Consider the following 23,086-nt stretch of genomic DNA (forward strand, 5'->3'; position numbering starts at 1 on the left):
CGGAGCTGCCGGCGTGGCGAGATCGATCGGTTTCATGGGTGGTTCCTCCTTAAATTAGACCGCGCAGCTGACGCACTCCTCCACGCCGAGCCGGTTCGTGCGGGTGTAATAGAGGGACTTCAGTCCCTTTTTGGCCGCATACAGGTAATACCGGGCCAGCTCGCGCGTCGTCACGCTGCTGTTGACGTGCAGCACGGCGGAGATGCCTTGATCGACATGCTCCTGAATCTCGGCGATCAGGTCGATGACCTTGAACTGATCCATCGCGTAGGCCGATTTATAGTAGAAGAAGTTGTCCTGCGACAGGAACGGCATCGGATAATAGGTCGTCGAGTTCGCATAAGTGCGCGTCTCGATCGGCTCGACGATCGGCATGACGCTCGAAGTCGCGTTCTGCACGTAGGAGATGCTCTGCGTCGGCGCGATCGCCAGGCGGTACGCGTGGTACAGCCCTTGGCGGGCGACCTTGGCCTTCAGCTCCGCCCAGTCCTGCGGCGAAGGAATCTCGATGCCGGCGAACAGCTCCTTGACGCGGTCCGTCACGGGACGGTAGTCCGTCGCCAGGTAACGGTCGAAGTAGGTGCCCTTGGCATACTCCGAGCGGTCGTAGTCGCGGAAGCGCTCGTTCTTCTCGGCGGCGATGTCGGCGCTCTTGTCGAGCGAGTAGAAGTTCATCATCATGAAGAACGTGCGGACGAAGTCGCGGGCTTCCGGGCTCTCGTAGGCGATCTTCATCTTGGCCAGATAGCCGTGCAGGTTCATCGCGCCGAGGCCGACGGAGTGCATCTCCTCGTTGGCCTTGACGACGCCCGGCGCGTTGGAGACGCGGGTCATGTCGCTGACGGCCGTCAGGCCGGCGATGCCCTCCTGCACCGTCTCGCGGATCTTGCCGTGCGCCATGACGTTCGCGATGTTGAGCGAGGCCAGGTTGCAGCTGATGTCGCGGCGGATCGTATCCGGCTCGCCGAAGTCGCCGATCTCCGACGTCTCCTGCAGCTGGTAGATTTCCGTGCACAGGTTGGACATCTTGATGCTGCCGATATCCTTGAGCGCATGGAAGCGGTTCGCGTTGCTCTTGTTCATGATGTATGGATAGCCGGACTCCAGCTGGATTGTAGCGATCTTGACCAGCATGTCGCGCGCGCCCATGATGAGCTTCTTGCGGACGGCCGGGTTGGCCATCAGCTCGTCATACATCTCGTCCATGTCCATGTCGTCGAGATGCTTGCCGTACGCCTTGAACACGGAGAACGGCGCGAACACATGCAGCGGCTGGTTGTCCTCGGCGAGCTTGTAGAAGCGGTTCGGCACGATCAGTCCGATCGACAGCGTCTTCAGGCGCGTCTTCTCGTCGGCGTTGATCTTCTTGCTGTCGAGGAACTCCATGATGTCCCAGCCGAAAATGTTGTAGTACGCCGCTCCGGAGCCTTTGCGCTGGCCCATCTGGTCCGCGTAGGAGAAGGCGTCCTCCATCAGCTTGAGCACCGGCATGATGCCCTTGGCCGCGCCCTCGACGCCCTTGATCGGCTCGCCGCGTCCGCGCAGCTTGCTCAGGTTGACCGCCACGCCGCCGCCGATCTTGGACAGCTGCATGCAGGTCGAGAGGTTGTAGTTGATGGAGTTGAGCGAGTCGTCCATCTCCAGCAGGAAGCAGCTGACCATCTCGCCGCGGCGGCTCTTGCCGGCATTGAGGAACGTCGGCGTCGCCGGCTGCAGGCGCTGCTCCATCATCGACACGGCCAGCGACTTGGCGAGCTCGGCGTCGCCGCGTCCGAGATGCAGCGCCGTGATCGCGACGCGGTCCGGGTAGTGCTCGAGGAACTGGCTGCGGTCATTGCTGCGCATCGCGTAGTCCGTGTAGAACTTGGATGCCGCCATATAGGAAGGGAATTCGAACTCGAGGCTGTGCGCCAGCTCGAACACGGCGACCGCTTCCTGCTCGGAATAGTGCTTGTATACGTCCTCGTAGTAGTCGTTCTCGATCAGGTAATCGATTTTCTCCTTATGGCTCGCGAAGGAAGGGCTTTTGGCCCGGACTTCCTCCATGAACGCCGCGACGGCTTCCTTATCCTTTTCCAGCTTGAAGAATCCGTCCGCTCCGCGCTTCATGATCTCGTTGTTCAGCTCAATATGCCGCAAGGGGCTGCACCTCCCGCATGAATTGTTCGACATCCCGAGCCGTCCCCGACAGCTCGAACTTGCAGATGACCGGCACTTCGTACCGCTCCGAGACTTTGTCCGCGCTGCCGGCGAAGCAGGTTCCCCAGTTGCGGTTGCCGCTGGCCGACACGCCGCGCAGATAAGTCCGGTTCTTTTCGAGGAAGGCGTCGACCGCCGGCGGCACCTCGCCGAATCCCGTCGTATAGGTGACCAGGACGAAAGGCTCGTCCATCGTCGTCGAATCGCTGATCTGCACGGCCGGATAGCCGAGCTTGCTGACGAACTTGCGCACGTTGCCCGTGCGGGACGTGTAGGCGATGAGCATGCGGTCCACTCCTTCTCTCTTTTGTGGCTGTCTCGGGGCGAATTCGCCGGCAAAGCCCTGCTACTAGATCTAGTAGCTCCTCCAGCTGGAGAAACCAGGGCTCCGACGGCGAAGCAGCGGCCAAGGCGGCTTGCGGAAACAGCCGAAACAACCCGATCGGAGCTGTCACTCGTTGGGTGCTCTCTCCGTCCGGGCCTTGCCTAAGTTGTCGATGCATGGCTGCGCCCGTCCTGCTCTTCCCCCGCCTCTTCGGGCGGAAAGCGGCTGCCCGGACGCGTCCGGCGCTTCCGGTCCGACGCGTGCCGGGGATGCCTGCGGGCGTCCGGCTAAAGGCTATTTTTGGGACTTGACAGCCTGTCTAGTTCGTGCTTGATTATCCATATGTAGAGGCTAGGAGTTAAATTTACCTCAATATATTGTGGTTGTCAAGCCGATGGACGGGCATTACCCTCCAGATCCGGGGCTTGAAACAGGCGGTTGCCCACAGCTGTGAATAAGCAAAAAAGAGCCCGTCCGACGGGCTCTTTCTCGTTTATCCCAAGCTTATCCACAACGCTAGAGCGGGATATTTGTGGATGGGTTCTCTCCGCCCATCCGCAAAATTTTTCGTCTTCGGAACGCCTTCCGAATCCGCACCGCGGCGAACGCGATCGAGAGGATCAGAAGGAACGCAAGGTAGGCGGCGATCAGCAGCCGCAGGTCGTGGCCAGGGAAAATGAGCGAGCTGCTGATGAGCCCGAACATCCATATATGGGACAGGTTGCCGATGATCGACGACCAGAGATAGGGCAGGAGCTTGACCGGCGCGATGGCCGACATGAACGAGATGAGGTTGTTGGGCATGACCGGGATCGTGCGCAGCAGGATGACCATCCAGCCTCCGTACTCGTCGAGCGCGGCCTGATAGCGCTCGTAGCGCTCCAGACGCGCCTGGAAGCGCCGCTGCACCTTGCCGTAGAAGAAGTAGCGGAACAGCAGGTAGACGACGAGCGCGGCCACCGTGCCGGCGAGCCAGCTGGCGAGCAGGCCGCCCGCGATGCCGAGGATCGAGATATGGATGAGGATGATCGTCGCGAACGGGAAGAAGCCGAACAGCCCCTGCAGCACGGCGAGCGGAATCGTAAGCAGCAGGATGGCCGGTCCGCCCAAGCCGCTCGCGGCGACGAGCGAATCGATCCAGCCGTTCATGCGATCCAGCATGGCTCCTCCTCCTCATCCGCTCATTTTTTCAGCCGCTGCCTTTAGTAAGTGTAGTCTATTCGGACGCCTCCGCACAAATACATGGATTTCCAAGCCCGAGAAGAGCCCGGCGCGCTTGCTCCTCCTCCATTCGACGGGGATGCGGGCATCCCTGTCGAGCGAAAAAAAAGAGGCCGTCCTGATCGGAAGGACGGCCGCTAGCAACAGCTCCAGGCCGTTGATGAAAAAAGCATCCAAGCCGGCTTCATCAACCCGACTTGGACGCTATTCTCAAGATCAAGCCTGCAGCGCTCCATCCCGCTCCAGAGGCGTAGCCTCCGCGGTTCGCCGCGCCTTCACCGCGAAGTACAGGCCGGTAAAGGCGAGCGCAATGGCGGCATAAATGCCGAGATAGCTCAGCTGCTCGTAGACGACCGCGACATCCCCGCTGGAGATGGCGGCCTTGAGGCCGGCGATGCTGTGCGACATCGGCAGCCACGGATGGACCGCCTGCATCCAGTCCGGCAGCAGCTCCTTGGGGAACGTGCCCGCGCTGGACGTCAGCTGCAGGATCATGATGATGACGGCCACGTAGCGGCCCACCTGATCGCCCCAGGTGACGAGCGCCTGGATGATCAGAGTAAAGGTCAGGCTCGCGGCAAACACTAAGGCGATGAACAGAGGCACGTTGCCGATGTCGAGCTTCAGCCCGTACAGCAGAATCAGCACCGCCGCCAGCGACTGGCTGACGCTCATCAGCACGTATGTCGCCGTGCGGCTGAGGAAGCGGCCGAGCCGCGTCGCATCCGCTTGGAACGAGTCGCGCGAGGAGATGACCGTCGTGAAGAACAGGCCGCCGACGAACAGCGCGATCGAGATGAAGTACGGAGCGATGCCGAGGCCGTATTTCTCGACCTTGCGGCTGTCGTCTTCCTTGATGCGGACCGGATCGGCGAACATCGACACGGTGTCGTCGCCGTCGTGGACGCTAGCGGTCTTGTCGGCCGCCTCGCCGAGCTTGCTCTGCAGCTCGCCCGAGCCGTCGACGAGCTTGAGCGTGCCGTCCTGCAGCCGGACGGCTCCGTCCTCCAGCTGAACCGCGCCGCCGGCGACGGTGCCGACGCCCTCGGCCAGCTGGCCGATGCCGCTCGTCAGCTGCGTCGCGCCGCTGCTCAGCGTCTTGGCGCCGCCGGCGACCTCGGCGCTGCCGCTCGCAGCCTCGCCCAGCTTGGCGCCGAACTGCTGCAGCCCGCCGCTCAGCTGCGTCGTGCCCGCGTGCAGCTGCTTCGCGCCGGCGAGCAGCTGCTGCTGCCCCGCGCTCAGCTCGCCGCTGCCCTGCAGCAGCTGGCTCTGCGCGTCATGCAGCGAGGCCGCGCCAGCCGCCAGCTGCTGCTGGCTGTCCGCCAGCTGGCGGCCGCCCGCGCTCAGCTGCTGCTGGGCCGCGCTCAGCCGGCTGCTGCCCTCGGCCAGCTGCTTGCTCGCCGCGAGCAGCTGCTTGCCCTGCTCGGACTCCGCCAGCTGCGGGTTCGCCTGCAGCAGCGCCTCCAGTCCGGCGCTCAGCTCGGCCGCGCCGGACGACACCTTGCCGCCGGCTTCCTCCGCAGCCGCCAGCGAATCGGCCAGCTTGGCGCTGCCGGCCGCAGACTGCTCGAGGCCGTCCGCCAGCTTAGCGCTGCCCTGCTCCGACTGCTGCAGCCCTTGCTGCAGCTTGGCCGCGCCTGTGGCGGTTGCCGCCAGCCCTTGCTCGAGCTGAGCCGCTCCATTGTCGGCAGCGGCGGCGCCATCGGCCAGCTGTCCGCCCGCCTGCTGCAGCTGCGCCAGGCCGGAGGCGAGCGAGCCGCTGCCCTGGGCGAGCGTCGCCGTGCCGTCCTTGAGCTTGAGCGCTCCGCCGACGAGCGGCGATACCCCTTCCTTGAGCTTGCCGGTGCCCTCGGCAAGCTTGGCGAGATTTTCCTGGAGCGCGCGTGCGCCCTCGTCCAGCTTGCCGGCTCCGTCCTTGAGCTCCCCGGCTCCGTCCGCCGCTTCCGCGAAGCCCTCCGACACTTCCTTCACCTGAGACAGCATGCTGCGCGCATACGCCTCCGTGATGCTCGCATTCAACTCCGCGCGGACGTCCTTCATCGCCGTCGAGCCGATCTGGCCCGCGATGAAGTTGTAGTCGCCGTTCGGCTCGAAGACGATCTCCGCCTGCTGCGGCTGATCGTCCATCAACGTGGCGGCCTTCGCGGAAAAGTCCTTCGGAATCTTGATCGCCATATAATAGTCGTTGCCGGCGATTCCCTGCGCCGCCTGCTCCGGCGTGACGAAGCTCCAGGCGAACTTCCCGTTCTTCTTCAGCTCGTCGACGAACTCCTGGCCGACATCCATCCGCTCTCCTTCGTATACGGTGCCTTGATCCTCGTTCACGACCGCGACCGGAATCTTGTCCAGATGGCCGTACGGATCCCAGGAAGCCTCGATCAAAAAGCCGCTATAAAGGATAGGAACAAACGCGACGGCGACGAAGGAGATGGCGAGCATCGGCTTCTTGAACATCTCTTTCAAGTCGTGGCCGATCGTTTTCACAGCCTTCATGGGTATTCCCTTCTCCTCTCTGACTAAAAATCTATTTTGGTCATTTGGTCAGAATCCTACTTTATCACGCTTGTTTTCAACATGCAACCGGCTCTTTTCGGCCGCCTGTCCGCTTTTTTCCCTTGAAGCGATTTCATTTCTGAAACCCGAAACGGCAGTTTACCGTATAAAAACCTTATGCTACGATCAAAATGACCAGAAGAACCATTTTCGTTCTAGAGTCATATACGGGAGGTCTGCACGTGATGTCGATCGATCGGAGAGCCGAGGTCGTCCAGGCCGCCGCCAGGTCATTCGCCTTGTTCGGCTACAAGGCGACGACGATGGACCAGGTGGCCAAGATCGCGCGCGTCGGGAAAGGAACGATCTACACCTTTTTCGACAACAAGGAGCAGCTGTTCGAAGAGATCATGAACGCGTTCGTGGAGGAGATCGTGCAGCTCGCCGAAAAGGCGGTCGACCCGGCCAAGCCGTTCGCCGAGAATCTGCACCGCGCCTTGCTCGACGTGCTCAACTTTCGACGGGAGCATGAGCTGTTCACGAGGCTGTCGCTGGAGATGAAGGAGATCGGCACGGCCGCCGCCGGCTTCGGCATCCGCATGATGGAGGAGGCGCTGCTGGAGTTCGTCGCGCGGCATGTCGAGGACGCGGTCGCCAAGGGCGAGATCAAGCCCTGCGATCCGCAGCTGACGGCGTATGTGCTGGTCAAGCTGTTCATTACGCTCGTCGTGGACTGGCCGTCCGTCTCGGGCAGGCCGTTCCAGGAGGAGGACGTCATGCGCCTGTTCGAGCTGTATTTCCTGGACGGCATCTCGCAAAAGAGCGGCTCGCCGCTTTAGGACGTATTGACTGACCCGCTCAGGGGCATCTATCACCGCCTTTTTTCCCCTCTGCTTCAAGCGCAAAAAAGCTGCCCCCGCCGTAATGGCGGAAGGCAGCTTTTTTTGACGGATCGAAAACGCTTAGCGGAACAGGCTCCGGTACTCGCCGTAGCCTTCGTCCTCCAGCTGCGACACGGGTACGAACCGGAGCGCGGCGGAGTTGATGCAGTAGCGCAGGCCGCCCTGATCCTTGGGGCCGTCGTCGAACACATGGCCCAGGTGGGAGTCGGCGCCGGCGCTGCGCACCTCGGTGCGGACCATGAAGTGGCTCGTATCCGTCTTCTCCTTGATGCTCGGCTTGGCCAGCGGCTTCGTGAAGCTCGGCCAGCCGCAGCCGGAATCGTACTTGTCGAGCGAGCTGAACAACGGCTCGCCGGAGACGATGTCGACGTAGATGCCCTCTTCCTTGTGGTCCCAGAACTCGTTTTGGAACGGCGGCTCGGTGCCGCTGTTTTGCGTCACCTCGTACTGCATCGGCGTCAGCCGGGCGCGCAGCTCGTCCTCGTTCTTGTCCATTTTCCAGTGCTCTTCGATGAACTGGTCGCGGCCGGAGCCCCTGCGGTACATCTTGTAGCGGAACGGATGCGTCTTGTGGTAGTCCTGATGGTAGTCTTCCGCCTCGTAGAAAGGAGCGGCCGGCTCGATCGTCACGACGATCGGCTTGTCGAAGCGGCCGCTTTCCTGCAGCGCGCGCTTGGATTCCTCCGCCAGCTTGCGCTGCTCCTCCGTATGGTAGAAGATGACGGGCCGGTACGAATCGCCGCGGTCGGCGAACTGTCCCAGCGCGTCGGTCGGATCGACCTGCTGCCAGTAGATATCCAGCAGCTTGCTGTACGGGAAGACATCCGGATCGTACGTGATCTGCACGGCTTCCGTATGGCCGGTGTTGCCTTCGCACACCTGATCGTAGGTCGGATTCTCCACGTGGCCGGCCGTATAGCCGGAGACGACGCGAATGATGCCCGGCAGCTCCTCGAACGGCGATACCATGCACCAGAAGCAGCCGCCGGCGAATGTCGCCAGCTGCTCGTTGTTGTTTGCCATATTGCCATCCCTCCTCAGACTTCTATTATAGCGGACGTCCGGGACCGAAGTCCAAGCCGCTACTCGCGCAGCGCGTCCTTCAGCCGCGAATGCATCGCGCTCTCCGCTCCGCCCAGCCTGCGGCGCAGCCGCTGCGCCTCCGCCGCGAGCCTCGCCGTCTCCGCCGCGAGCCGCTCGCGCTCCGCCTCGGCTGCGGCCAGCCGGCTCTCCAGCTCCGCGCAGCGCGCCCGCAGCTGCATCAGCTCCTCCTGCGAACCGCCCTCAGCCGAATGGTTGCCCATGCTCATGCTCTCTTGTCTCCTCTCCTTGCTGCCCCGCCGCTGCGCTCCCGATCCCTCCGTCTGGATCGTCGGAGACGGACGCTTCCGCACGGCTGCCGCCATGCGCGGGAAGGCGCAGCCGATCGTTCAAAAACCCGGCCGCCTGCCGCAGCGACTGCTCCGCTTCCGGCAGCCAGCCCGGCATCATCGCCGTAAAATCATGGATCATGCCCGCATAGCAGCGGTATTCGGCCGGCACGCCCGCGGCGCGCAGCCGCTCGGCGTACAGCCTGCCCTGGTCCCGCAGCGGATCCAGCTCCGCCGTGACGACGAGCGCCGGCGGCAGTCCGCCGAGATCCGGCGCGAGCAGCGGCGATACTTGCGGCTGCGCGCGCAGCTCCGCCGGCGCGTAGCCGTCGGCGAATTGACGCAGCAGCCGCAGCGTCAGCATGTACTGCCGGCCGTTCTGTCGCAGCGACGGCTGGCTCGCAGCCCCCGGACCGCCCCGCCCGGTCAGGTCGACCGCGGGATAAAGCAGCGCCTGCCCCCGGATCGGCGGACCGCCGGCGTCGCGGGCGCGCAGCGCGGTCACCGCCGCGATGTTGCCGCCGGCGCTCTCGCCCGCCACGGCGAGCCGCGCCGGATCGCCGCCGAGCGAGCCTGCCTCGCGCGATGCCCAGAGCAGCGCCTCGTAGGCGTCGTCGGCTCCTTTCGGGAAGCCGTGCTCCGGCGCCAGCCGATAGCCGACCGACAGCACGAGGCAGCCGCTCAGCTGCGCCCAGGCGCGGTTGTAGCGATGCCGCAGCCGGTGGCCGCCAAGCGCGAAGCCCCCTCCGTGGTAATACAGGATGACCGGCAGCGGCTCCGCCCGGCCGCTCTCGCCCGCTTCGATCTCCGGCCGGTACCAGCGCGCCGGGATGAAGCGGCCGTCCTCCGCCTGCAGGTCGATGTCCCCCGAGTCGACCCGGCCAGGCAGGCGCAGGCAGGCGACGGCATCCATCGCCCGCATGAAGGCGGCCATCCGTCCGCGCATGCCCGCGAGCGGCCGTCCGGTCATCCAAGCGCCGGCATGCACGGCCGCCAGCAGCAGCCGCAGCGGCAGCGCCAGCCGGCCGGCAGGCGGCCGCTCTTGCTCACTCTTTCCTGTCTTGGACACGCTCGATCATCTCCGTCTTGAGCTTCCACAGCTCCGGACTGAACGATACCGGATACGGCTCCGGATGCAGCTTGCGCAAATGCGGCTGGCGGAACAGCGCCAGCTGCTCCCGGTGGTAGCGCCGAATCGATTCCAGATCCGGCAGCTCGCGCACGAGACTCCCTTCGCGCAGCAGCGGCTGCAGCAGCTCCACCGGCTCGTATCGGGTCAGCACCGACTTCACGTACGGATGAGCCGGGTCGATGCGGCGGAGCGGCTCTCCGGACGGGGCCGCCTCCGCGCTCAGCGCCATGTAGTCGCCGACCGCGCAGCCCGTCGCCGGGTCGAGGAGCCGGTACACGGTCTTGGACCCCGGATTGGTCACCTTGTCGAGATTGCCCGACAGCTTGATGACCGGCTCATAGCCGGCGCCGCGGTCGATCGCCGCGAGCTTGTACACCCCGCCGAGCGAGGGCTGGTCCGCCGCCGTGATCAGCTGCGTGCCGACGCCCCATGTATCGATCGCCGCTCCTTGCGCCTTGAGGTTGAGGATGATGTTCTCGTCCAAATCGTTGGAGGCGACGATGCGCACGTCCGGGAAGCCCGCCTCGTCCAGCAGGCGCCGCGACTCCTTGGACAGGACGGCGAGGTCGCCGCTGTCGAGCCGGATCGCCTGCAGCTCCTTCCCTTTGGCGCGCAGCCGCCGAGCTACCTCGATCGCGTTCGGCACGCCGCTGCCGAGCGTATCGTAGGTGTCGACGAGCAGCGTCACGCCGTCCGGCAGCGCGTCGGCATAACGCTCGAACGCCTGCAGCTCGGACTCATGCGCCTGCACCCAGGCATGCGCGTGCGTGCCTTTGGCCGGGATGCCGAACAGCCAGCCTGCCCGCATGTTGCTCGTCGCGTCGAAGCCCGCGATGTAAGCCGCGCGCGCTCCCCATACGGCCGCGTCCAGCTCCTGGGCGCGGCGGGTGCCGAACTCCAGCAGCGCGTCGGCGCCTGCGACCTGCTTGATGCGCGACGCCTTGGTCGCGATCAACGTCTGGTAGTTCGCCATGTTCAGGATCGCCGTCTCCACGAGCTGCGCCTCGAAGATCCGTCCCTCCACGCGCACGAGCGGCTCGTTCGGAAAGACGAGCGTGCCCTCCGGCACGGCGTCGATGCTGCCGCTGAAGCGGAACCGCCGCAGCTCCTCGATGAACTCCGGCTCGTACCGCTCCTCCTGCTCCTCCAGGTAGGCGAGCTCCTCCTCCGTGAAGCTCAGGCCGAGCATGTAGTCGGCGATCCGCTGCAGCCCGGCGAAGACGGCATAGCCGTTGCCGAACGGCAGCTTGCGGAAGTACATCTCGAACACGGCTTTGCGCTCATGCGTCCCCATCTTCCAATGGGCATACATCATATTGATTTGATATTTGTCGGTATGCAGCGCCAGCTTCGCCGTCTCCATCCGTGTCGTCCTCCTTTTCATCGGCATCCCGCGGCTCTCGGCCGCCGCAGGCACGCGCCGTCCGCGTCATAAAAGGGAAAAGCTGCGCCTCGCAGGGCGCAGCTCGTCGTTTCGTCCGTTACTCGGCCGAAGGCCGTGCCGCCGGCCCCGCCTCGATGGAGCCTGCCGGCAGCGGATCATCCGCAAGCACAGGCGCGGTTTCCAGGCGCGCTTGCGCCCGCAGTCCGTCCAGCTCCTTCTGCTGCGCCTTGAGCTGCTTCTGCAGCCTGAACGAGCGGATGATGCCGAACAGGCCCACGCTCGCGCCGCCCAGCAGCGCCGAGCCGAGAATGACGAGGATGAGCGGCAGGTTCGTCTGCGCGAACAGGAAGTTCACCTGAACGGGATCGACGTTAATGACCGCGAAAATGGCTATCAGCAAAGCGAAGACAAGACCCGAAATAAGCAACCCCTGCGTTCTCATCGTTCAACCACCCTATCCGCATTGTATCCTTAATCAACCTTTTTTACCCCGGCCTCCCGGGGTCAAACCTTGCGCCGCGGCAGCCATACCTCGAGCAGCGAGCTGAGCTGCTCCAGATGGAGCGGCTTGGTGATATAATCGGTCGCTCCCGCCTGCAGGCACAGCTCCCGGTCCTGCGGCATCGCCTTCGCCGTGAGCGCGATGATCGGCAAGCTGCGATGCGCCTCGATGGAGCGGATTTCCCGGATCGCATCGTACCCGTCCAGCACCGGCATCATCATGTCCATCAAAATGAGATCGCAGCCGAACGCCGCCAGCGCGTCAAGGGCCTCGCGGCCGTTGGCCGCCGTCAGCACCTCGATGCCTTGCTGCTCAAGGAAGCTCGTCAGGCTGTAGACGTTGCGGATGTCGTCGTCGACGATCAGCACGCGCCGGCCTCCGTACCGGCTGCCGCGCCTCGGCGGCTCCGCCTCGGACGACGGCAGGCGGAGCCGCTCGGCAAGCATCTCCTCCAAGGAACGGCCGGCCGCCGCTTCCTCGTCCAAATAACCTGCCGCCTCCTGCAGCAAGCCGGAAGCCCGGCCGGGCTCCTCCGCGCGGACGGCCTCGCCAAGGCTCGGCAAGAGCAGCGTGAACGCGCTGCCGAGGCCCGGCTGGCTTTCGACGAAGAGGCAGCCCTGCAGCAGGCTCGCCAGCTGGCGGGAGATCGACAGGCCGAGGCCCGTGCCGCCGAACTGCCGGCTCGTCGTGCCGTCCGCCTGGCGGAACGCCTCGAAGATCAGGTCGAGCTTGGACGGATCGATGCCGACGCCCGTATCCCGAACCTCGAACGCCACGACCTGACGTCCCGCATGGGATGGCAGATGCTGCAGCACCTCCCTTTCGGTCGCCCGCGAAATCGTCACCGTCACGCCGCCCTGCTTCGTGAACTTGAACGCATTGGACAGCAGATTTTTGAGAATCTGCATCAGCCGCTGCTCGTCGCTGACGATCATGTCCGGCACGTTCAGCCTGCGGATGACGGCGTACTCGAGCCCGCTCCGCTCGGCATGCGCGCGGAAGCTCGATTGCAGCAGCGCCGGAAGCTCGCTCAGATTGAGCGGCTCGAGACTGATCTCCATCTTCCCGGCTTCGATTTTCGACAGATCCAGGATATCGTTGATCAGCACCAGCAGATCCTCGCCGGCCGTATGGATGACCTTGGCGAACTCCTCTTCCTTGGGCGACAGGTTGCCTCCCGGATTCTCCGCCAGCATCTGGGACAGGATCAGCATGCTGTTGAGCGGCGTCCGCAGCTCGTGGGACATGTTCGCCATGAACTCGTTCTTGTAGCGCGAGCTGCGCTCGAGCTCCGCCGCATACAGCGTCAGCTCCTGCTGGATGCTCTGCAGCTCCTGAGACTTCTCCTCCGACAGTCGCGCCTGCCGGATAAGCTGCTCGTTGGAGGCTTCGAGCTCCTCCTGCTGGGTCTGCAGCTCCTCCTGCTGGGTCTGCAGCTCCTCCGCCTGCTGCTGCAGCTCCTCCGTCATCGCCTGCGATTCCTGCAGCAGCGTGCGGATCTCCTCGCCCGTATGGACGCGGTGCAGCGCCAAGGCCAGCTGCTCGGCGGCCTCCAGCGCCAAGTCCTGCTCCAGCGGCGTGAACGGCTCGAAGCGGGCGGCCTCCAGCACGGCGAGCGTACGGCCTTCGTAGACCGCCGGCACGAGCAGCAGCTGCGGCGGACTCGCCTCGCCGAGGGCGGAGCCGATCTTCACGTACGATTCCGGCACGTCATACTGCCGCATCCGCTGCTCGGCGAAGCAGCGGCCGACGAGGCCTTCGCCGTGCTCGATGGCGGGCGGCAGCGCAGCCGCGCCGTCGCCGCTGCCCGTCACGGAGCAGGCGAGCTGCAGCCGGCGGCTCGGCTTGAGCGACTCGACCGCGTACAGCACCGCGAACGGCGCCCGGAGCGCTTCGGCAGCGAAGCGCAGGAACGCTTCCTGCGTCTCGGCCGCGCCGCCCGTCTGCTGCAGCGCGGAGCCGATCGCGAGCGCCTGCCGCTGCTTCCAGTCGTGGCCCTCGACCTCGTCGAGCAGCCGGTTCGTCGCGGCCGCCAGATCGGCGATCTCGTCGCGCGAGCGGATCTCGATCCGCTTGGCGAGCTGAGCCAGGTCCCTGCCGCGCGAATCCGCCATGCCGGCGATCGATTCCGTGACGCTGCCGATCGTGCGCACGATCGAGCGCGAGATCAGCCAGCCGAACAGGCCCGACAGGACGATGGAGACGAGGAACAGGGAAAGCAGCGTCGTCCGCAGCAGGCTGTTGCTCCGGTCCAGCCTTTCCAGCCGCTGCCCCGCCAGCTTATGCTCCGTCTGGCGGAACGCGTCGAAGCTGCCGCGCAGCTGATCCATGTTCTGCTTGCCGCGGTCGATCGCGTAAAAATCGCCGACCTTCGCCTCGTCGCCGTTCTGCTTGGCCTCGATGACCGGCATCGTGATGGCGAGCCATTGCTCGATCGAGCCTCTCGCCAGCTCCAGCAGCTTGGTCTGGCTCGGATTGTCGCTCACGAGCGCCAGCAGCTCGCTGTAGTTGTTCTGCCATTGGGAGAAGCCCGAGCGGTACGGATCGAGATAAGCCTCTTCCCCGGTGATGATGAACCCCCGCTGTCCCGTTTCCATGTCGAGCAGGTTTTTCTCGATCGCGTTGGTCAGATTCATGACGGAGATGTCGTGCTCGGTCACATATTCGGTCTCCTCCTGCACCGCCGACAGCTGCAGGAAGACGATCAGGATCGAGACGGCCAGGCAGGCCAGGATGACCGCATAGCCGGAAATGATTTTGAAGCGGATCGTGAATCGGCCCCGTCGGTCCGGCCGTCCGCTGCGATTGACTTCCATCGGATGGGCAAGCTCCTATCTGCTGCAGAGGCAAGTCGCATCTGCTTGAAAATGAAATCCGGGACGCCTCACGCGACGGGCGATTTGCCCCCGTCGATGTTGATGGCTGTCCCTGTAATATAGGAAGCCGCTCCGGAAACGAGGAACACGATCGCATTGGCGGCTTCCTCCGTGTCTCCGATCCGTCCGAGCGGAATGTCGTGGCGCGGATCGCGCGCGAACTCCTCCCACGTCTGGTCGGGGCTGGTCCGCCGCCACTGCCGCTCGATCTGGGCGCTGCGGATGAGCCCGATGCAGACGGCGTTGACCCGGATGCCGTCCGGCGCCAGGTCGCGGCTCATCGCCTTGGTCAGCGCGAGCCCCGCCGCCCGCGAGACGGATGACGGCAGCGATGCCTTCGGCGGCGTCTTGCCGCCGATCGCCGTCACGTTGACGATCGCTCCGCCGCCTGCCGCCTTGAGGGCGGGCAGGGCCGCCTGCGTCATATGCACCGCGCCGAGCAGCTTCAGGTCGAGATCGGTCTTCCACGCCGCCGGGCCGACCTCCGCGAACGGAGCGGCGGCGGCCGTGCCGGCATTGTTCACCAGGATGTCGATCACGCCGTCCCAGCGATCCGCGATGCCGCGCACCGCTGCCGCAGCCGACTCCTCCCGGGAGACATCGCCGGGCACGGCCAGCACCTCGCCGCCCGTCTCCGCGACGATGCGGGCAGCCGCATCCTCAAGCTCCTCCTTCGTCCGGGCGACGAGCGCCACCTTCGCCCCTTGGCGGGACAGCTCCAGCGCCGTCGCATAGCCGATTCCCTTGCTGCCTCCGGTCACGATCGCCTTCTTGCCTTCCAGCTTCAGCTTCACTTGCGGTTCCTCCTTCGGAATGAACTTCCTTCGCGGCCGGCTCGCGCTCGAGCCGATCCGGGGCATTTCCCGGGAAATCGACATTCGCGCTTCCTGCCGCTCAGGAAGGGCGCAACTTCACATACAGGCGGGCCCGCTCCTCCCAGATCTCTCCCGGCTCCAGGCCGAACAGTCCGATCTCCTCCGCAGGCAAGTTCGAATTCGGGGCGTTGACCAGATTGACCTGCGGCTCCGGACAGATGAACTCGCCCCTGCCGCCGTTGTTGTAGAGCATCCACTGCTTGTACGAGGTGCCGACGTCGTAGACAAGCGTCATGCCGCGCTTGCGGTCGGTCAGCTCCATCCGGTTGCGGCCCATCTGCGGCTCCGCCGTATAGTGATGATCGAGCGAGGTCCAGAACGGATCGGCTCCGGCTCCTTTCATCGCCTCTTCCTCCGGAGCGAGCTCCATGAACGCTCCCGTAGGCAGCATGCGCTCGTTCATTTCCCAGCGGCGGCCGGCCGTCAGCTTGAAGCTGTAGTCGCTCTCCTTGCTGCCGGGCGCGAACGGCACGTTCAACGTCGTATGGAAGGCGAGCAGGCAAGGCATCGGCTCGTCGCCGTCATTGCGCACCGCCACCTGCTGCGCCAGCCCGTCCGGACTCAGCGCATAGCGCAGGCGGATCGTGAAGCGGAACGGGAAGCGCCGATAGACCGGATGATCCTCGTCGATGCGGACCGCCACCGTGACGAAGCTTTCGGAGCCCTTGCTGCCGAAGCTCTCGACCTCCCATGGAATCGCATGGAGGAAGCCGTGGAGGTGGTTGTCGCGCTCTCCTTCATTGACCGGCAGCTGGTAGATCCGTCCTCGCCAAGGAAAACGGCCGTCCTCGTAGCGGTTGGGCGGAAAGAGCACCGGAATTCCCCAGACGACGGGATTCTCGCGGAAGCGGGCCAGCTCCTCCTGCGACGGCTCTCGCAAAAACCGGCAGCCGGTGATGCGGTCTTGGAAGGCGATGAGGTTGCCTCCGGTCTCGGGCAGCATGACCGCCTCATAGGCGTCCGCCCTCAGATAGATCGCCCTCTGGCCCTGGTAGATTCCTTCGAACGCACTGCTCGTTGCCATGACACGACCGCTCCTCTCTCTACTCTAGTAGTAGAGTACCATAACGTCGTCGCGATTTACTATGAAAAGAGACGGACGCCGTCCTCCCCGCAACGCGGCAATAGCCCCGAAGCCGAAGCTTCGGGGCTATTGGCTGCGATCTGCGCCGAGCGCGGCAGCGGCCGGGAGACGGACTAGCGGTCGGCCGACAGGCTCGGCGCCGGCGCGGGCAGCGGCTGCTCCCGCTCCTCGCGTCCGCCCATGAACGGCCACCAGTTGGCCGCGCCGAACAGGCGCACCATGACCGGGATGAACAGCGGCAGGATCAGCACGGCATACAGGAGCAGGCCGATCAGCACGACCGTTGCGATCTGCATCAGCGACAGCACGCCGGACGGCAGCATCGCCGCGAACGTGCCGCCGAGGATGACCGCGGCCGACAGGATGACGGAGCCCATATGGCGCATCGACAGCAGGATCGCCTCCTGCGGCGGCAGATGCCGGTACTCGCGGAAGCGGTCGAGCAGGAAGATGCTGTAGTCGACGCCCAGCGCGATCAGCAGCACGAAGCTGAAGAACGGCACCGGCCAGCTGATGCCGGAGTAGTCGAGCGCCCGGCTGAAGATCGCTTCCGCCGCCGCCATCGACGTGTAGTAGGTAAGCAGCAGCGAGGCCATGATGTAGGCCGGGATGACAAGCGAGCGGAACAGCGCGATCAGGATGAGCGAGATGCCTGCCATCATGAGCACGACCGTGCGCGAGTAATCGGCCTGGGAGATGGTGTTCAGGTCATGCTGCACGCTCGTGATGCCGCCGATCGCATGCTGCGCTCCCGCGTAAGCCGTCCCCTCCAGCCCGCGCTCGATCGCGGCCTCCAGCTCGGGGATCCGGCGGAGCGTCTGCTCCTCGTACGGATTGGAGTCGAAGACGACGTCGAGCGTCGCCATCGTTCCTTGCGGCGAAAGATAGGTTGCCACCGCCTGCCGGAACGACTCGTCCTGAAGCGCCGCATCCGGCAGGTTCCAGCCGGTCAGGCTGCGGCTCGGCGACTTCGACAGCTCCGTCAGATACGACTTCGCCTCCGCGAGGCCGCCGCTCACCCGAGAGATGCCGTCGACGCTCTGGTCGAGGCCGCTCGTCAGCTGGCCGAGCTGCTCGTTCAGCTCGGCGAAGCCTTGCGACAGCTGCCGCTGTCCGCCTTGCAGCTGCTCGAAGCCGGCCGCCACCTGCGGCAGCTTTCCGATCGCCTGGCCCTGGCCGTCCGCCGCTTGCTGAATGCCCTTCTGCAGCGCGTCGAGACCTGCGGCCAGCTCGCGCAGTCCGCCGCCGAGCGCGGCCTGGCCGGCGCTTGCCTGCTCCAGGCCGCCGTTCGCCTTGCCGATGCCGGCAGCCGCTCCGGCCAGCTGGGCATTGGCCTGCTCCAGCCCCGCAGCCGCCTGCTCGGCGCCGCCCTGCAGTCCGGCGAGCGATTGGAGCGCCGCCTGGTATTGCTCGTCGGAGCCGAGCTCCGGATACTTTTCTGCGAGCGCCTCGAACGCCTGCTGCACGCCGCCCAGCCCTTGGGCAAGCTGCCGCTGGCTCGCCGCCAGCCGCTCATACGCGCCATGCAGCTGATCCAACCCGCCGGCAGCCTCGCGATAGCCTTGCAGCAGCCGGTCGCTCGCTTCAGCCAGCTGCACGGCGCTGCCCTGGGCCTGCTTCAGTCCGGCGCTGAGCTCCTTCGCTCCGACGGAGCCGTCCTGCAAGCCTTGCTGGATGCGGCGCAAGCCTTGCTCCAGCTCCTTTACGCCGCCTTGCAGCCTCGCCGTGCCTTGCTCCAGCTCGCCGGCTCCGGCCGCCGCCTTCTCCAGCTTGGGCGCGTTGGCCGCCAGGCTCGAGCTCGCCTCGGACAGCCCTTGGCCGATCCGGTCGAGCCCTTCCGTACTCTGGTCGATGCCGCTCTCGAGCGTGCCCGCCTGGGAGGCGACCTCCAGCTCCTGCAGCGGCTCGCCGGCCGGGCGCGTCGCGCTGCGCACGCTTTTGACGCCCGGCACCTTGGCCAGCTCTCGGCTGACCTGCTCCAGCGCGGCCAGCCCTTCCTTGCCGTCGAAGCTTTTATCCGCCCTCAGCACGACCGTGCTCGGCATCGAGTCGCCAGGCCCGAAGCTGTCCGAGATCAGGTTGAACGCCTTGACCGAATCGTACTTGTCGCCGATCTCTTCCATAGAGTTGAACGAAATCGCGTTGCGGTACGAGAGGAGCAGAGGCACGGCGACGACCGCCAGCACGAGCAGCGCCCAGACCGGGCGGCGCAGCGAGAAGCGGCCCATCCGCCCCCACAGCCGGCTCTCGCTATGCGAGAGCGAGCCTTTTTGCGGCCAGAACAGCGCGTTCCCGAGCACCGCCATGAAAAACGGCACGAGCGTCACGAGCGCGAGCAGGAGCACTGCCACGCCGACCGCGACGGCGACCGCCGAGCGATAGAGGCCGAATGTCGAGAACCCGATCGAGGCGAAGCCGATCAGCACGGCGAGCCCGGAGATAAGCACGGTCCGGCCGGCGTTCCGGTACGTCCGTACGATCGCTTCTGTCCGATCGAGGCCGCTCGCCAGCTCCTCCTTGTAGCGGCTGATCAGCAGGATGCAATAGTCCGTCCCGATGCCGAACAGGATCGCCACCATGAAGATCTGCGTGAACGTGGAGAGCGGGAAGCCGGCGTATTCCGCGAGGAAGGCTACGACCGACTGCGACAGCAGGTAGCTGAGCCCTACGACGACGAGCGGCACGAACGGCGCGACCGCCGAGCGGAAAACGAGGAACAGGATGACGAGAATGAACACGACCGTAATATATTCCGTCTTGGCGAGTCCTTCCATCGAGCTGCGGATCTGATCCTCGTTGATCATCCATTCCGACGTGTAGTAGTGCTCGACCTTGATCGTCGAAGCCGCCTCGACGAGCAGGCTTTGCAGCTCCTGCGGCTCCTTGCCGTCCGCCTCGATCGAGACGAGAGCGAGCATCGTCCTGCCGTCCTTGGCGACGAGCTGATCCTCCAGCTCCTTCCGGTCGAACGGCCCCGTCACCGATGCGATGCCGAGGCTCTCCTTGCCCTTCAGCTCCGCGAGGCCGCTCCGGATCTCCTGCCGGTCGGCATCACTCAGTCCTTCGTCCCGGTGAAAGACGAGCACGGCCGACTTCTCGTCTCCGGCGTCGCCGGCCGCACGGCTCTGCGCTTCCTTCTCCTTGAGCAGCTTCGAAGCGGTCGAGGACGAATAGCCGTCCGGCACCGTGATCTGCCCCTTCTCCCGAACCAGCTGCTGCATATCCGGCGCCAGCAGCATCAAGCCTGCCGCCAGCGCGATCCATAGCGCGAGGACCGCCCACCGCCATTTCAGAATCGTTTTCATGCTCCACGCCCTCTCCCGGCTTGTTTTCTCTTTAGTCCTTCAGCCTGGCCGCCAGATCCTCGAACATCTCGATGAACTGCATGGCTTCTTCTTCCGTAAAGCGAGAAATATAGGCTCCAAGCGTCTCGCCGATGACTTTTCCCGCTTGCTCGGCGACCAGCCGCCCCTCCTCCGTCAGCGACAGATAGGTCACCCGGCGATCCCGGTCATCGGGACGCCGGCGGACGAGCTTCTTGTCGACCAGCTTCGTCGTGATGGACGTGATGCTGCTCTTGCCGACGCAGAACGTATCCGCCAGCTCCGTCGAGGTGCTGTCCGGATGCGCGCTCAAGTAGCGGATGATGCCGAACTGCTCCTGCGTGATTCCTTCCGGCAGCTTGTTCTGGATCAGCGCTCCGAATCTTCGGTTGACCTGAGAGCTCGCTCTTTCGTAGCGCTCAATAATTTCCTTCAGCTTGGTTTCCTGCATTCGCTTCTCCTTTTCGTACAAGTTCGAATATAGAACAATTAGATAATCGAACTTTATCACGAGAAAAAGCCGCCTGTCAAACCGACAGGCGGCATGCCGAACCGGTCGCAGCCAAGCGGCTCGCGGCCTAGCTGCTCGCGGCCAGCTTGTCATGCAGCCCCAAGGTCCCTGCGCAGCCCCACGATTCCTGCGCAGCCCCACGATTCCTGCGCAGCCCCACGATTCCTGCGCAGCCCCACGATTCCTGCGCAGCCCCAGGATCCCCGCGCAGCCCCAGGATCCCCGCGCAGCCCCAGGATCCCCGCGCAGCCTCAAGGTCCTGCGCGCCATCGCGCGCCTTCTATGCCTGCGATCTCTCAAGCGGCGCGCGGCAATCCTCGCTTTGCGCGACCTTCCTTTTGCCATGCCTTTCTTCGCGGAACTTGCGGCGCTCCGCCGCTCAGGAGCGATCCTCATAAAGCTCCACCATGTCCTGAGCCATGCGCAGCATCTCCTGCGCCACCTCGGGCGGATCGAGGATCTTGACGCGGGGACCGTAGCTGAGCAGCCGGGAGTACAGCCAATAGCCTTTGTGGCGGGTGCAGGCGACCTCCAGCCAGCCGTCCTCGCGCTGCCGGATCGCCTGCGGCGGATATTCGTCCCGGACGCGCGTCCGGACGGAGGGATGGAACAGCAGGCGAAGCTCGAGCTGCTGCTCTCCATCCGATTCCCAGCGCCGGTCCAGCTCCTCGATCGTCATCGCATGACGCTCGAACCGCTCCTCCAGCGGCTCCAGCCGCTGGATGCGGTTCAGCCGGAACGTCCGATAATCTTGCCGGAGCCGGCAGAAGCCGTACAAATACCAGACCATATCCCGCAGCACCAGCCCGATCGGCTCGATCTCCCGCTCCGACTCCTTGCCCTCCCAATTCATATAAGCCATATGAATCGCACGGCATTGCTCCAGCGCCTGCCCCAGCTCCTCCAGCATTTTCTTCTCGCGCTTTCCGCCTCGCCACGGATTAAGGTCCAGCACGACCTGGCCGGCGTCCTTCTCCCGTTCGGCGCCTCCCTCGGTACGGCTGAGCAAAGCTCCGACCTTGTCGAGCAGGCGCCCGAGCTGCTGCTCGCTCCACGCGGCCTGAACGCCTTTGAGCGCGATCAGCATGGAGCGCAGCTCCTCCATGCTGAGGTATTGCCGGTCGATCCGGAACGTGTGGAGAATCTCGTAGCCGCCGTCCAGGCCGGGATAGGATACGACCGGCACGCCGGCCGCGTAGAGCGCCTCCAAGTCCCGATAGATCGTGCGCACCGACACCTCGAAGCGCTCGGCGAGCTCCTGGGCGCCGACCCTGCGCCTGCCCAGCAGCAGCATCGTGATGCCGAGCAGCCTCGCCAGCTTCATTTCTCTTTCGCCTCCTTGGCGACCTGCGTTAGTGCTTCCTTGCTTTGGGGTAAGGAAGACAACCCCCTCCTAGCCGATCCGGCAGCGGAGACAACATCGAAAAGAGGTGCTCGAAATGACCGACCCGAAAGACAAGTCGCTCCGATCCACGACTCCGTCCGTGGCCGATCGGGACCATCCCGAGCAGTACCCGACGGAAAAAGAAAGCCTGATGGATCAGGATCCCGCCCAGCAGCACGTCGATCCCATCCCCGTCGAGGACCTGACGATCGAGCAGCAGGATGAGAAGGACAAGACGCATACGAAGGATGACTCGTCCAGCGCCCGGAAGTATCGCACGGGCTTCTGAGGCGCTTGTCCTCGCCCCCGGCTCGAGCTTAAAAGGGGAGCGCCATCTGCTCCAGCACTTCCTTGACTGGCCCCCGGCTCGCTTCGGCCGCGGGGTCTTCTCTGCGCGCGGCCAGCCGCTGCCCTAATGAAACGGAGCTGCGCTGCGGCTCGAACGCGGCGAGGCCGCCGTCCGTAGGACCGCATCCGTCCGCCGGGCCGCAGCCCGTAGGGCCGCCGCCCGGCGGCCAGGCGCAGGCCTCCCCGCTCCACCGCCCCGGTTTCTCCACGGCCGGCAGCGAGCACGGCAGCCCGTAAAGCAGCCTCAGCTCCTCGACTCGCGCTCGCAGCTCTTCCTCGTAGCTGCGAATGGCATACGCTCCCTGGAAGATCCGCTCATACTCCGGCACCACTTCCGGAGCCGCTTCGCGAAGCACGCCGTAGTACCAGCCCTTCACCTCGGGCGTCAGCCGCAGCAGCGAGCTCATCAGGAAGAGAGCGCCACAAGCGCGGCTCGCCTGCATCAGCTCCTGCAGGGCGCTTCGGGAATCCGACAGCAGCGGCAGGATCGGGGCGGCGAATACGCCGGCCGGCAGGCCGGCCTCACGAAGCTCGCGAAGCGCCTGCAGGCGCGGCGCTGAGAGCGGAGAGCCCGGCTCCAGACTGCGGATGAGCCGGTCGTCCAGCGTATGGAGACTGATGTTGACCGACAGCACCCGGCACTGCGCGAGCAGGTCCAGATCCCGCAGGATGAGCGGCGAGCGCGTCGTAATCGAGACGGGAACCTGGTAACGGGCGAGCACCTTCAGGCACTCCCGGGTAATTCGGTGAGCGCCCTCGGCCGGCTGATACGGATCGGTAGCCGTGCCGATCGCCACATGCCCGATATCCCGCGCCATCGCAGCCAGGTCGAAGCGATGCCGCGCCGCCATCCGGTGCAGCTGCCCTTCGAGCGCGGCGGCGGCGTTCTCTTTGACGAGAATGCGGCTCTGGAACTCGTCCGCTCCCATGCCGATGAAGGAGTGGAACGCCCTGGCATAGCAGAAGCTGCAGCCATGCATGCAGCCGCGATAGGGATTGATCGACCAGCGGAAAGGCATCTTCTCTTCCTTGACCTTCGTCAGCAGCTGCTTGACTCGTATCAGCTCCGCCTTTGCTGCCGTCATGGCCTGCACCCCCTACAAGCGAACATTTGTTCTATATAGTGGAGTATAACACGCCCCTCCGGCTGCGGCAAC

At 64.9% G+C, this 23,086-nt stretch carries 18 protein-coding genes and 1 pseudogene; 2 read left to right on the plus strand and 17 right to left on the minus strand.

What is annotated here, in order from left to right; genetic code table 11:
- Window positions 1-54: 54 nt before the first annotated feature.
- The 5 genes and pseudogenes from nrdE to H582_RS0109240 all read right to left on the minus strand — a co-directional run.
- Window positions 55-2,139: a class 1b ribonucleoside-diphosphate reductase subunit alpha gene (nrdE, locus tag H582_RS0109225; RefSeq protein WP_028598322.1), complete on the minus strand. Its 2,085-nt coding sequence runs from the start codon at window positions 2,137-2,139 to the stop codon at window positions 55-57.
- Window positions 2,126-2,485 carry a class Ib ribonucleoside-diphosphate reductase assembly flavoprotein NrdI gene (nrdI, locus tag H582_RS0109230; protein ID WP_028598323.1) on the minus strand — a complete coding sequence of 120 codons (360 nt, stop codon included), beginning with the start codon at window positions 2,483-2,485 and terminating at the stop codon, window positions 2,126-2,128. The genes nrdE and nrdI overlap by 14 nt, the downstream gene beginning before the upstream one ends.
- A gap of 555 nt (window positions 2,486-3,040) precedes the next feature.
- Window positions 3,041-3,685: a TVP38/TMEM64 family protein gene (locus tag H582_RS26750; RefSeq protein ID WP_228551680.1), complete on the minus strand. Its 645-nt coding sequence runs from the start codon at window positions 3,683-3,685 to the stop codon at window positions 3,041-3,043.
- Window positions 3,686-3,961: 276 nt separating this feature from the next.
- The gene (locus tag H582_RS33330) at window positions 3,962-4,603 is read right to left on the minus strand and encodes a YhgE/Pip family protein (RefSeq protein WP_373864124.1); all 642 of its coding nucleotides are present in this window, start codon (window positions 4,601-4,603) and stop codon (window positions 3,962-3,964) included.
- A gap of 132 nt (window positions 4,604-4,735) precedes the next feature.
- Window positions 4,736-6,238, minus strand: a pseudogene (locus tag H582_RS0109240) (YhgE/Pip domain-containing protein); the annotation flags it as partial.
- Window positions 6,239-6,483: 245 nt separating this feature from the next.
- Here H582_RS0109240 and H582_RS0109245 point away from each other — a divergent pair.
- Complete coding sequence (locus H582_RS0109245) at window positions 6,484-7,077, plus strand: TetR/AcrR family transcriptional regulator (RefSeq protein ID WP_028598325.1); 594 nt, start codon at window positions 6,484-6,486, stop codon at window positions 7,075-7,077.
- Window positions 7,078-7,200: 123 nt separating this feature from the next.
- Here the strand turns inward: H582_RS0109245 and msrB are convergent, their stop codons facing one another.
- The 11 genes from msrB to H582_RS0109300 all read right to left on the minus strand — a co-directional run bounded on the left by msrB (window position 7,201) and on the right by H582_RS0109300 (window position 21,521).
- Window positions 7,201-8,163: a peptide-methionine (R)-S-oxide reductase MsrB gene (gene msrB, locus H582_RS0109250; protein ID WP_028598326.1), complete on the minus strand. Its 963-nt coding sequence runs from the start codon at window positions 8,161-8,163 to the stop codon at window positions 7,201-7,203.
- A gap of 59 nt (window positions 8,164-8,222) precedes the next feature.
- Window positions 8,223-8,450: a hypothetical protein gene (locus H582_RS0109255; RefSeq protein WP_127464505.1), complete on the minus strand. Its 228-nt coding sequence runs from the start codon at window positions 8,448-8,450 to the stop codon at window positions 8,223-8,225.
- The gene (locus tag H582_RS26755) at window positions 8,425-9,579 is read right to left on the minus strand and encodes an alpha/beta hydrolase (RefSeq protein ID WP_052333100.1); all 1,155 of its coding nucleotides are present in this window, start codon (window positions 9,577-9,579) and stop codon (window positions 8,425-8,427) included. The genes H582_RS0109255 and H582_RS26755 overlap by 26 nt, the downstream gene beginning before the upstream one ends.
- Window positions 9,557-11,005 carry a nicotinate phosphoribosyltransferase gene (locus H582_RS0109265; RefSeq protein ID WP_028598328.1) on the minus strand — a complete coding sequence of 483 codons (1,449 nt, stop codon included), beginning with the start codon at window positions 11,003-11,005 and terminating at the stop codon, window positions 9,557-9,559. Before H582_RS0109265 ends, H582_RS26755 begins: the two co-directional genes overlap by 23 nt.
- Before the next feature lie 118 nt (window positions 11,006-11,123).
- Complete coding sequence (locus H582_RS0109270; RefSeq protein WP_307719986.1) at window positions 11,124-11,426, minus strand: LapA family protein; 303 nt, start codon at window positions 11,424-11,426, stop codon at window positions 11,124-11,126.
- 104 nt (window positions 11,427-11,530) lie between these two features.
- Window positions 11,531-14,344, minus strand: coding sequence for a CHASE3 domain-containing protein (locus tag H582_RS0109275; protein ID WP_052333101.1), 2,814 nt, complete (start codon window positions 14,342-14,344; stop codon window positions 11,531-11,533).
- A gap of 68 nt (window positions 14,345-14,412) precedes the next feature.
- A complete protein-coding gene (locus H582_RS0109280) occupies window positions 14,413-15,198 on the minus strand; it encodes an SDR family NAD(P)-dependent oxidoreductase (RefSeq protein WP_028598331.1) in 786 nt (261 codons plus the stop codon).
- Between the two features lie 100 nt (window positions 15,199-15,298).
- Window positions 15,299-16,303 carry an aldose 1-epimerase gene (locus tag H582_RS0109285; RefSeq protein ID WP_028598332.1) on the minus strand — a complete coding sequence of 335 codons (1,005 nt, stop codon included), beginning with the start codon at window positions 16,301-16,303 and terminating at the stop codon, window positions 15,299-15,301.
- A gap of 173 nt (window positions 16,304-16,476) precedes the next feature.
- Window positions 16,477-19,668: an efflux RND transporter permease subunit gene (locus H582_RS0109290; protein WP_028598333.1), complete on the minus strand. Its 3,192-nt coding sequence runs from the start codon at window positions 19,666-19,668 to the stop codon at window positions 16,477-16,479.
- Between the two features lie 31 nt (window positions 19,669-19,699).
- Window positions 19,700-20,137, minus strand: coding sequence for a MarR family winged helix-turn-helix transcriptional regulator (locus H582_RS0109295; RefSeq protein ID WP_028598334.1), 438 nt, complete (start codon window positions 20,135-20,137; stop codon window positions 19,700-19,702).
- 439 nt (window positions 20,138-20,576) lie between these two features.
- A complete protein-coding gene (locus H582_RS0109300) occupies window positions 20,577-21,521 on the minus strand; it encodes a helix-turn-helix transcriptional regulator (RefSeq protein WP_028598335.1) in 945 nt (314 codons plus the stop codon).
- A 115-nt stretch (window positions 21,522-21,636) separates the two neighbouring features.
- On the opposite strand from H582_RS0109300, the gene H582_RS0109305 reads away from it, so the two are divergent.
- A complete protein-coding gene (locus tag H582_RS0109305; protein ID WP_028598336.1) occupies window positions 21,637-21,870 on the plus strand; it encodes a hypothetical protein in 234 nt (77 codons plus the stop codon).
- 28 nt (window positions 21,871-21,898) lie between these two features.
- On the opposite strand, the gene H582_RS0109310 is transcribed toward H582_RS0109305, so the two are convergent.
- A complete protein-coding gene (locus H582_RS0109310; RefSeq protein ID WP_028598337.1) occupies window positions 21,899-23,014 on the minus strand; it encodes an SPL family radical SAM protein in 1,116 nt (371 codons plus the stop codon).
- Between the last annotated feature and the right edge of the window lie 72 nt (window positions 23,015-23,086).

The sequence above is a fragment of the Paenibacillus pasadenensis DSM 19293 genome (assembly GCF_000422485.1).
GTDB lineage: Bacteria > Bacillota > Bacilli > Paenibacillales > Paenibacillaceae > Paenibacillus_O > Paenibacillus_O pasadenensis.

Excerpts from the sequence above, each read along its gene's own strand:
- nrdI (WP_028598323.1), bottom strand. The coding sequence starts at position 2,485 with ATGCTCATCGCCTACACGTCCCGCACGGGCAACGTGCGCAAGTTCGTC.
- H582_RS26750 (WP_228551680.1), bottom strand. The coding sequence starts at position 3,685 with ATGCTGGATCGCATGAACGGCTGGATCGATTCGCTCGTCGCCGCGAGC.
- H582_RS0109245 (WP_028598325.1), top strand. The coding sequence starts at position 6,484 with ATGTCGATCGATCGGAGAGCCGAGGTCGTCCAGGCCGCCGCCAGGTCA.
- msrB (WP_028598326.1), bottom strand. The coding sequence starts at position 8,163 with ATGGCAAACAACAACGAGCAGCTGGCGACATTCGCCGGCGGCTGCTTC.
- H582_RS0109255 (WP_127464505.1), bottom strand. The coding sequence starts at position 8,450 with ATGAGCATGGGCAACCATTCGGCTGAGGGCGGTTCGCAGGAGGAGCTG.
- H582_RS0109265 (WP_028598328.1), bottom strand. The coding sequence starts at position 11,005 with ATGGAGACGGCGAAGCTGGCGCTGCATACCGACAAATATCAAATCAAT.
- H582_RS0109275 (WP_052333101.1), bottom strand. The coding sequence starts at position 14,344 with ATGGAAGTCAATCGCAGCGGACGGCCGGACCGACGGGGCCGATTCACG.
- H582_RS0109285 (WP_028598332.1), bottom strand. The coding sequence starts at position 16,303 with ATGGCAACGAGCAGTGCGTTCGAAGGAATCTACCAGGGCCAGAGGGCG.
- H582_RS0109290 (WP_028598333.1), bottom strand. The coding sequence starts at position 19,668 with ATGAAAACGATTCTGAAATGGCGGTGGGCGGTCCTCGCGCTATGGATC.
- H582_RS0109295 (WP_028598334.1), bottom strand. The coding sequence starts at position 20,137 with ATGCAGGAAACCAAGCTGAAGGAAATTATTGAGCGCTACGAAAGAGCG.
- H582_RS0109300 (WP_028598335.1), bottom strand. The coding sequence starts at position 21,521 with ATGAAGCTGGCGAGGCTGCTCGGCATCACGATGCTGCTGCTGGGCAGG.
- H582_RS0109305 (WP_028598336.1), top strand. The coding sequence starts at position 21,637 with ATGACCGACCCGAAAGACAAGTCGCTCCGATCCACGACTCCGTCCGTG.
- H582_RS0109310 (WP_028598337.1), bottom strand. The coding sequence starts at position 23,014 with ATGACGGCAGCAAAGGCGGAGCTGATACGAGTCAAGCAGCTGCTGACG.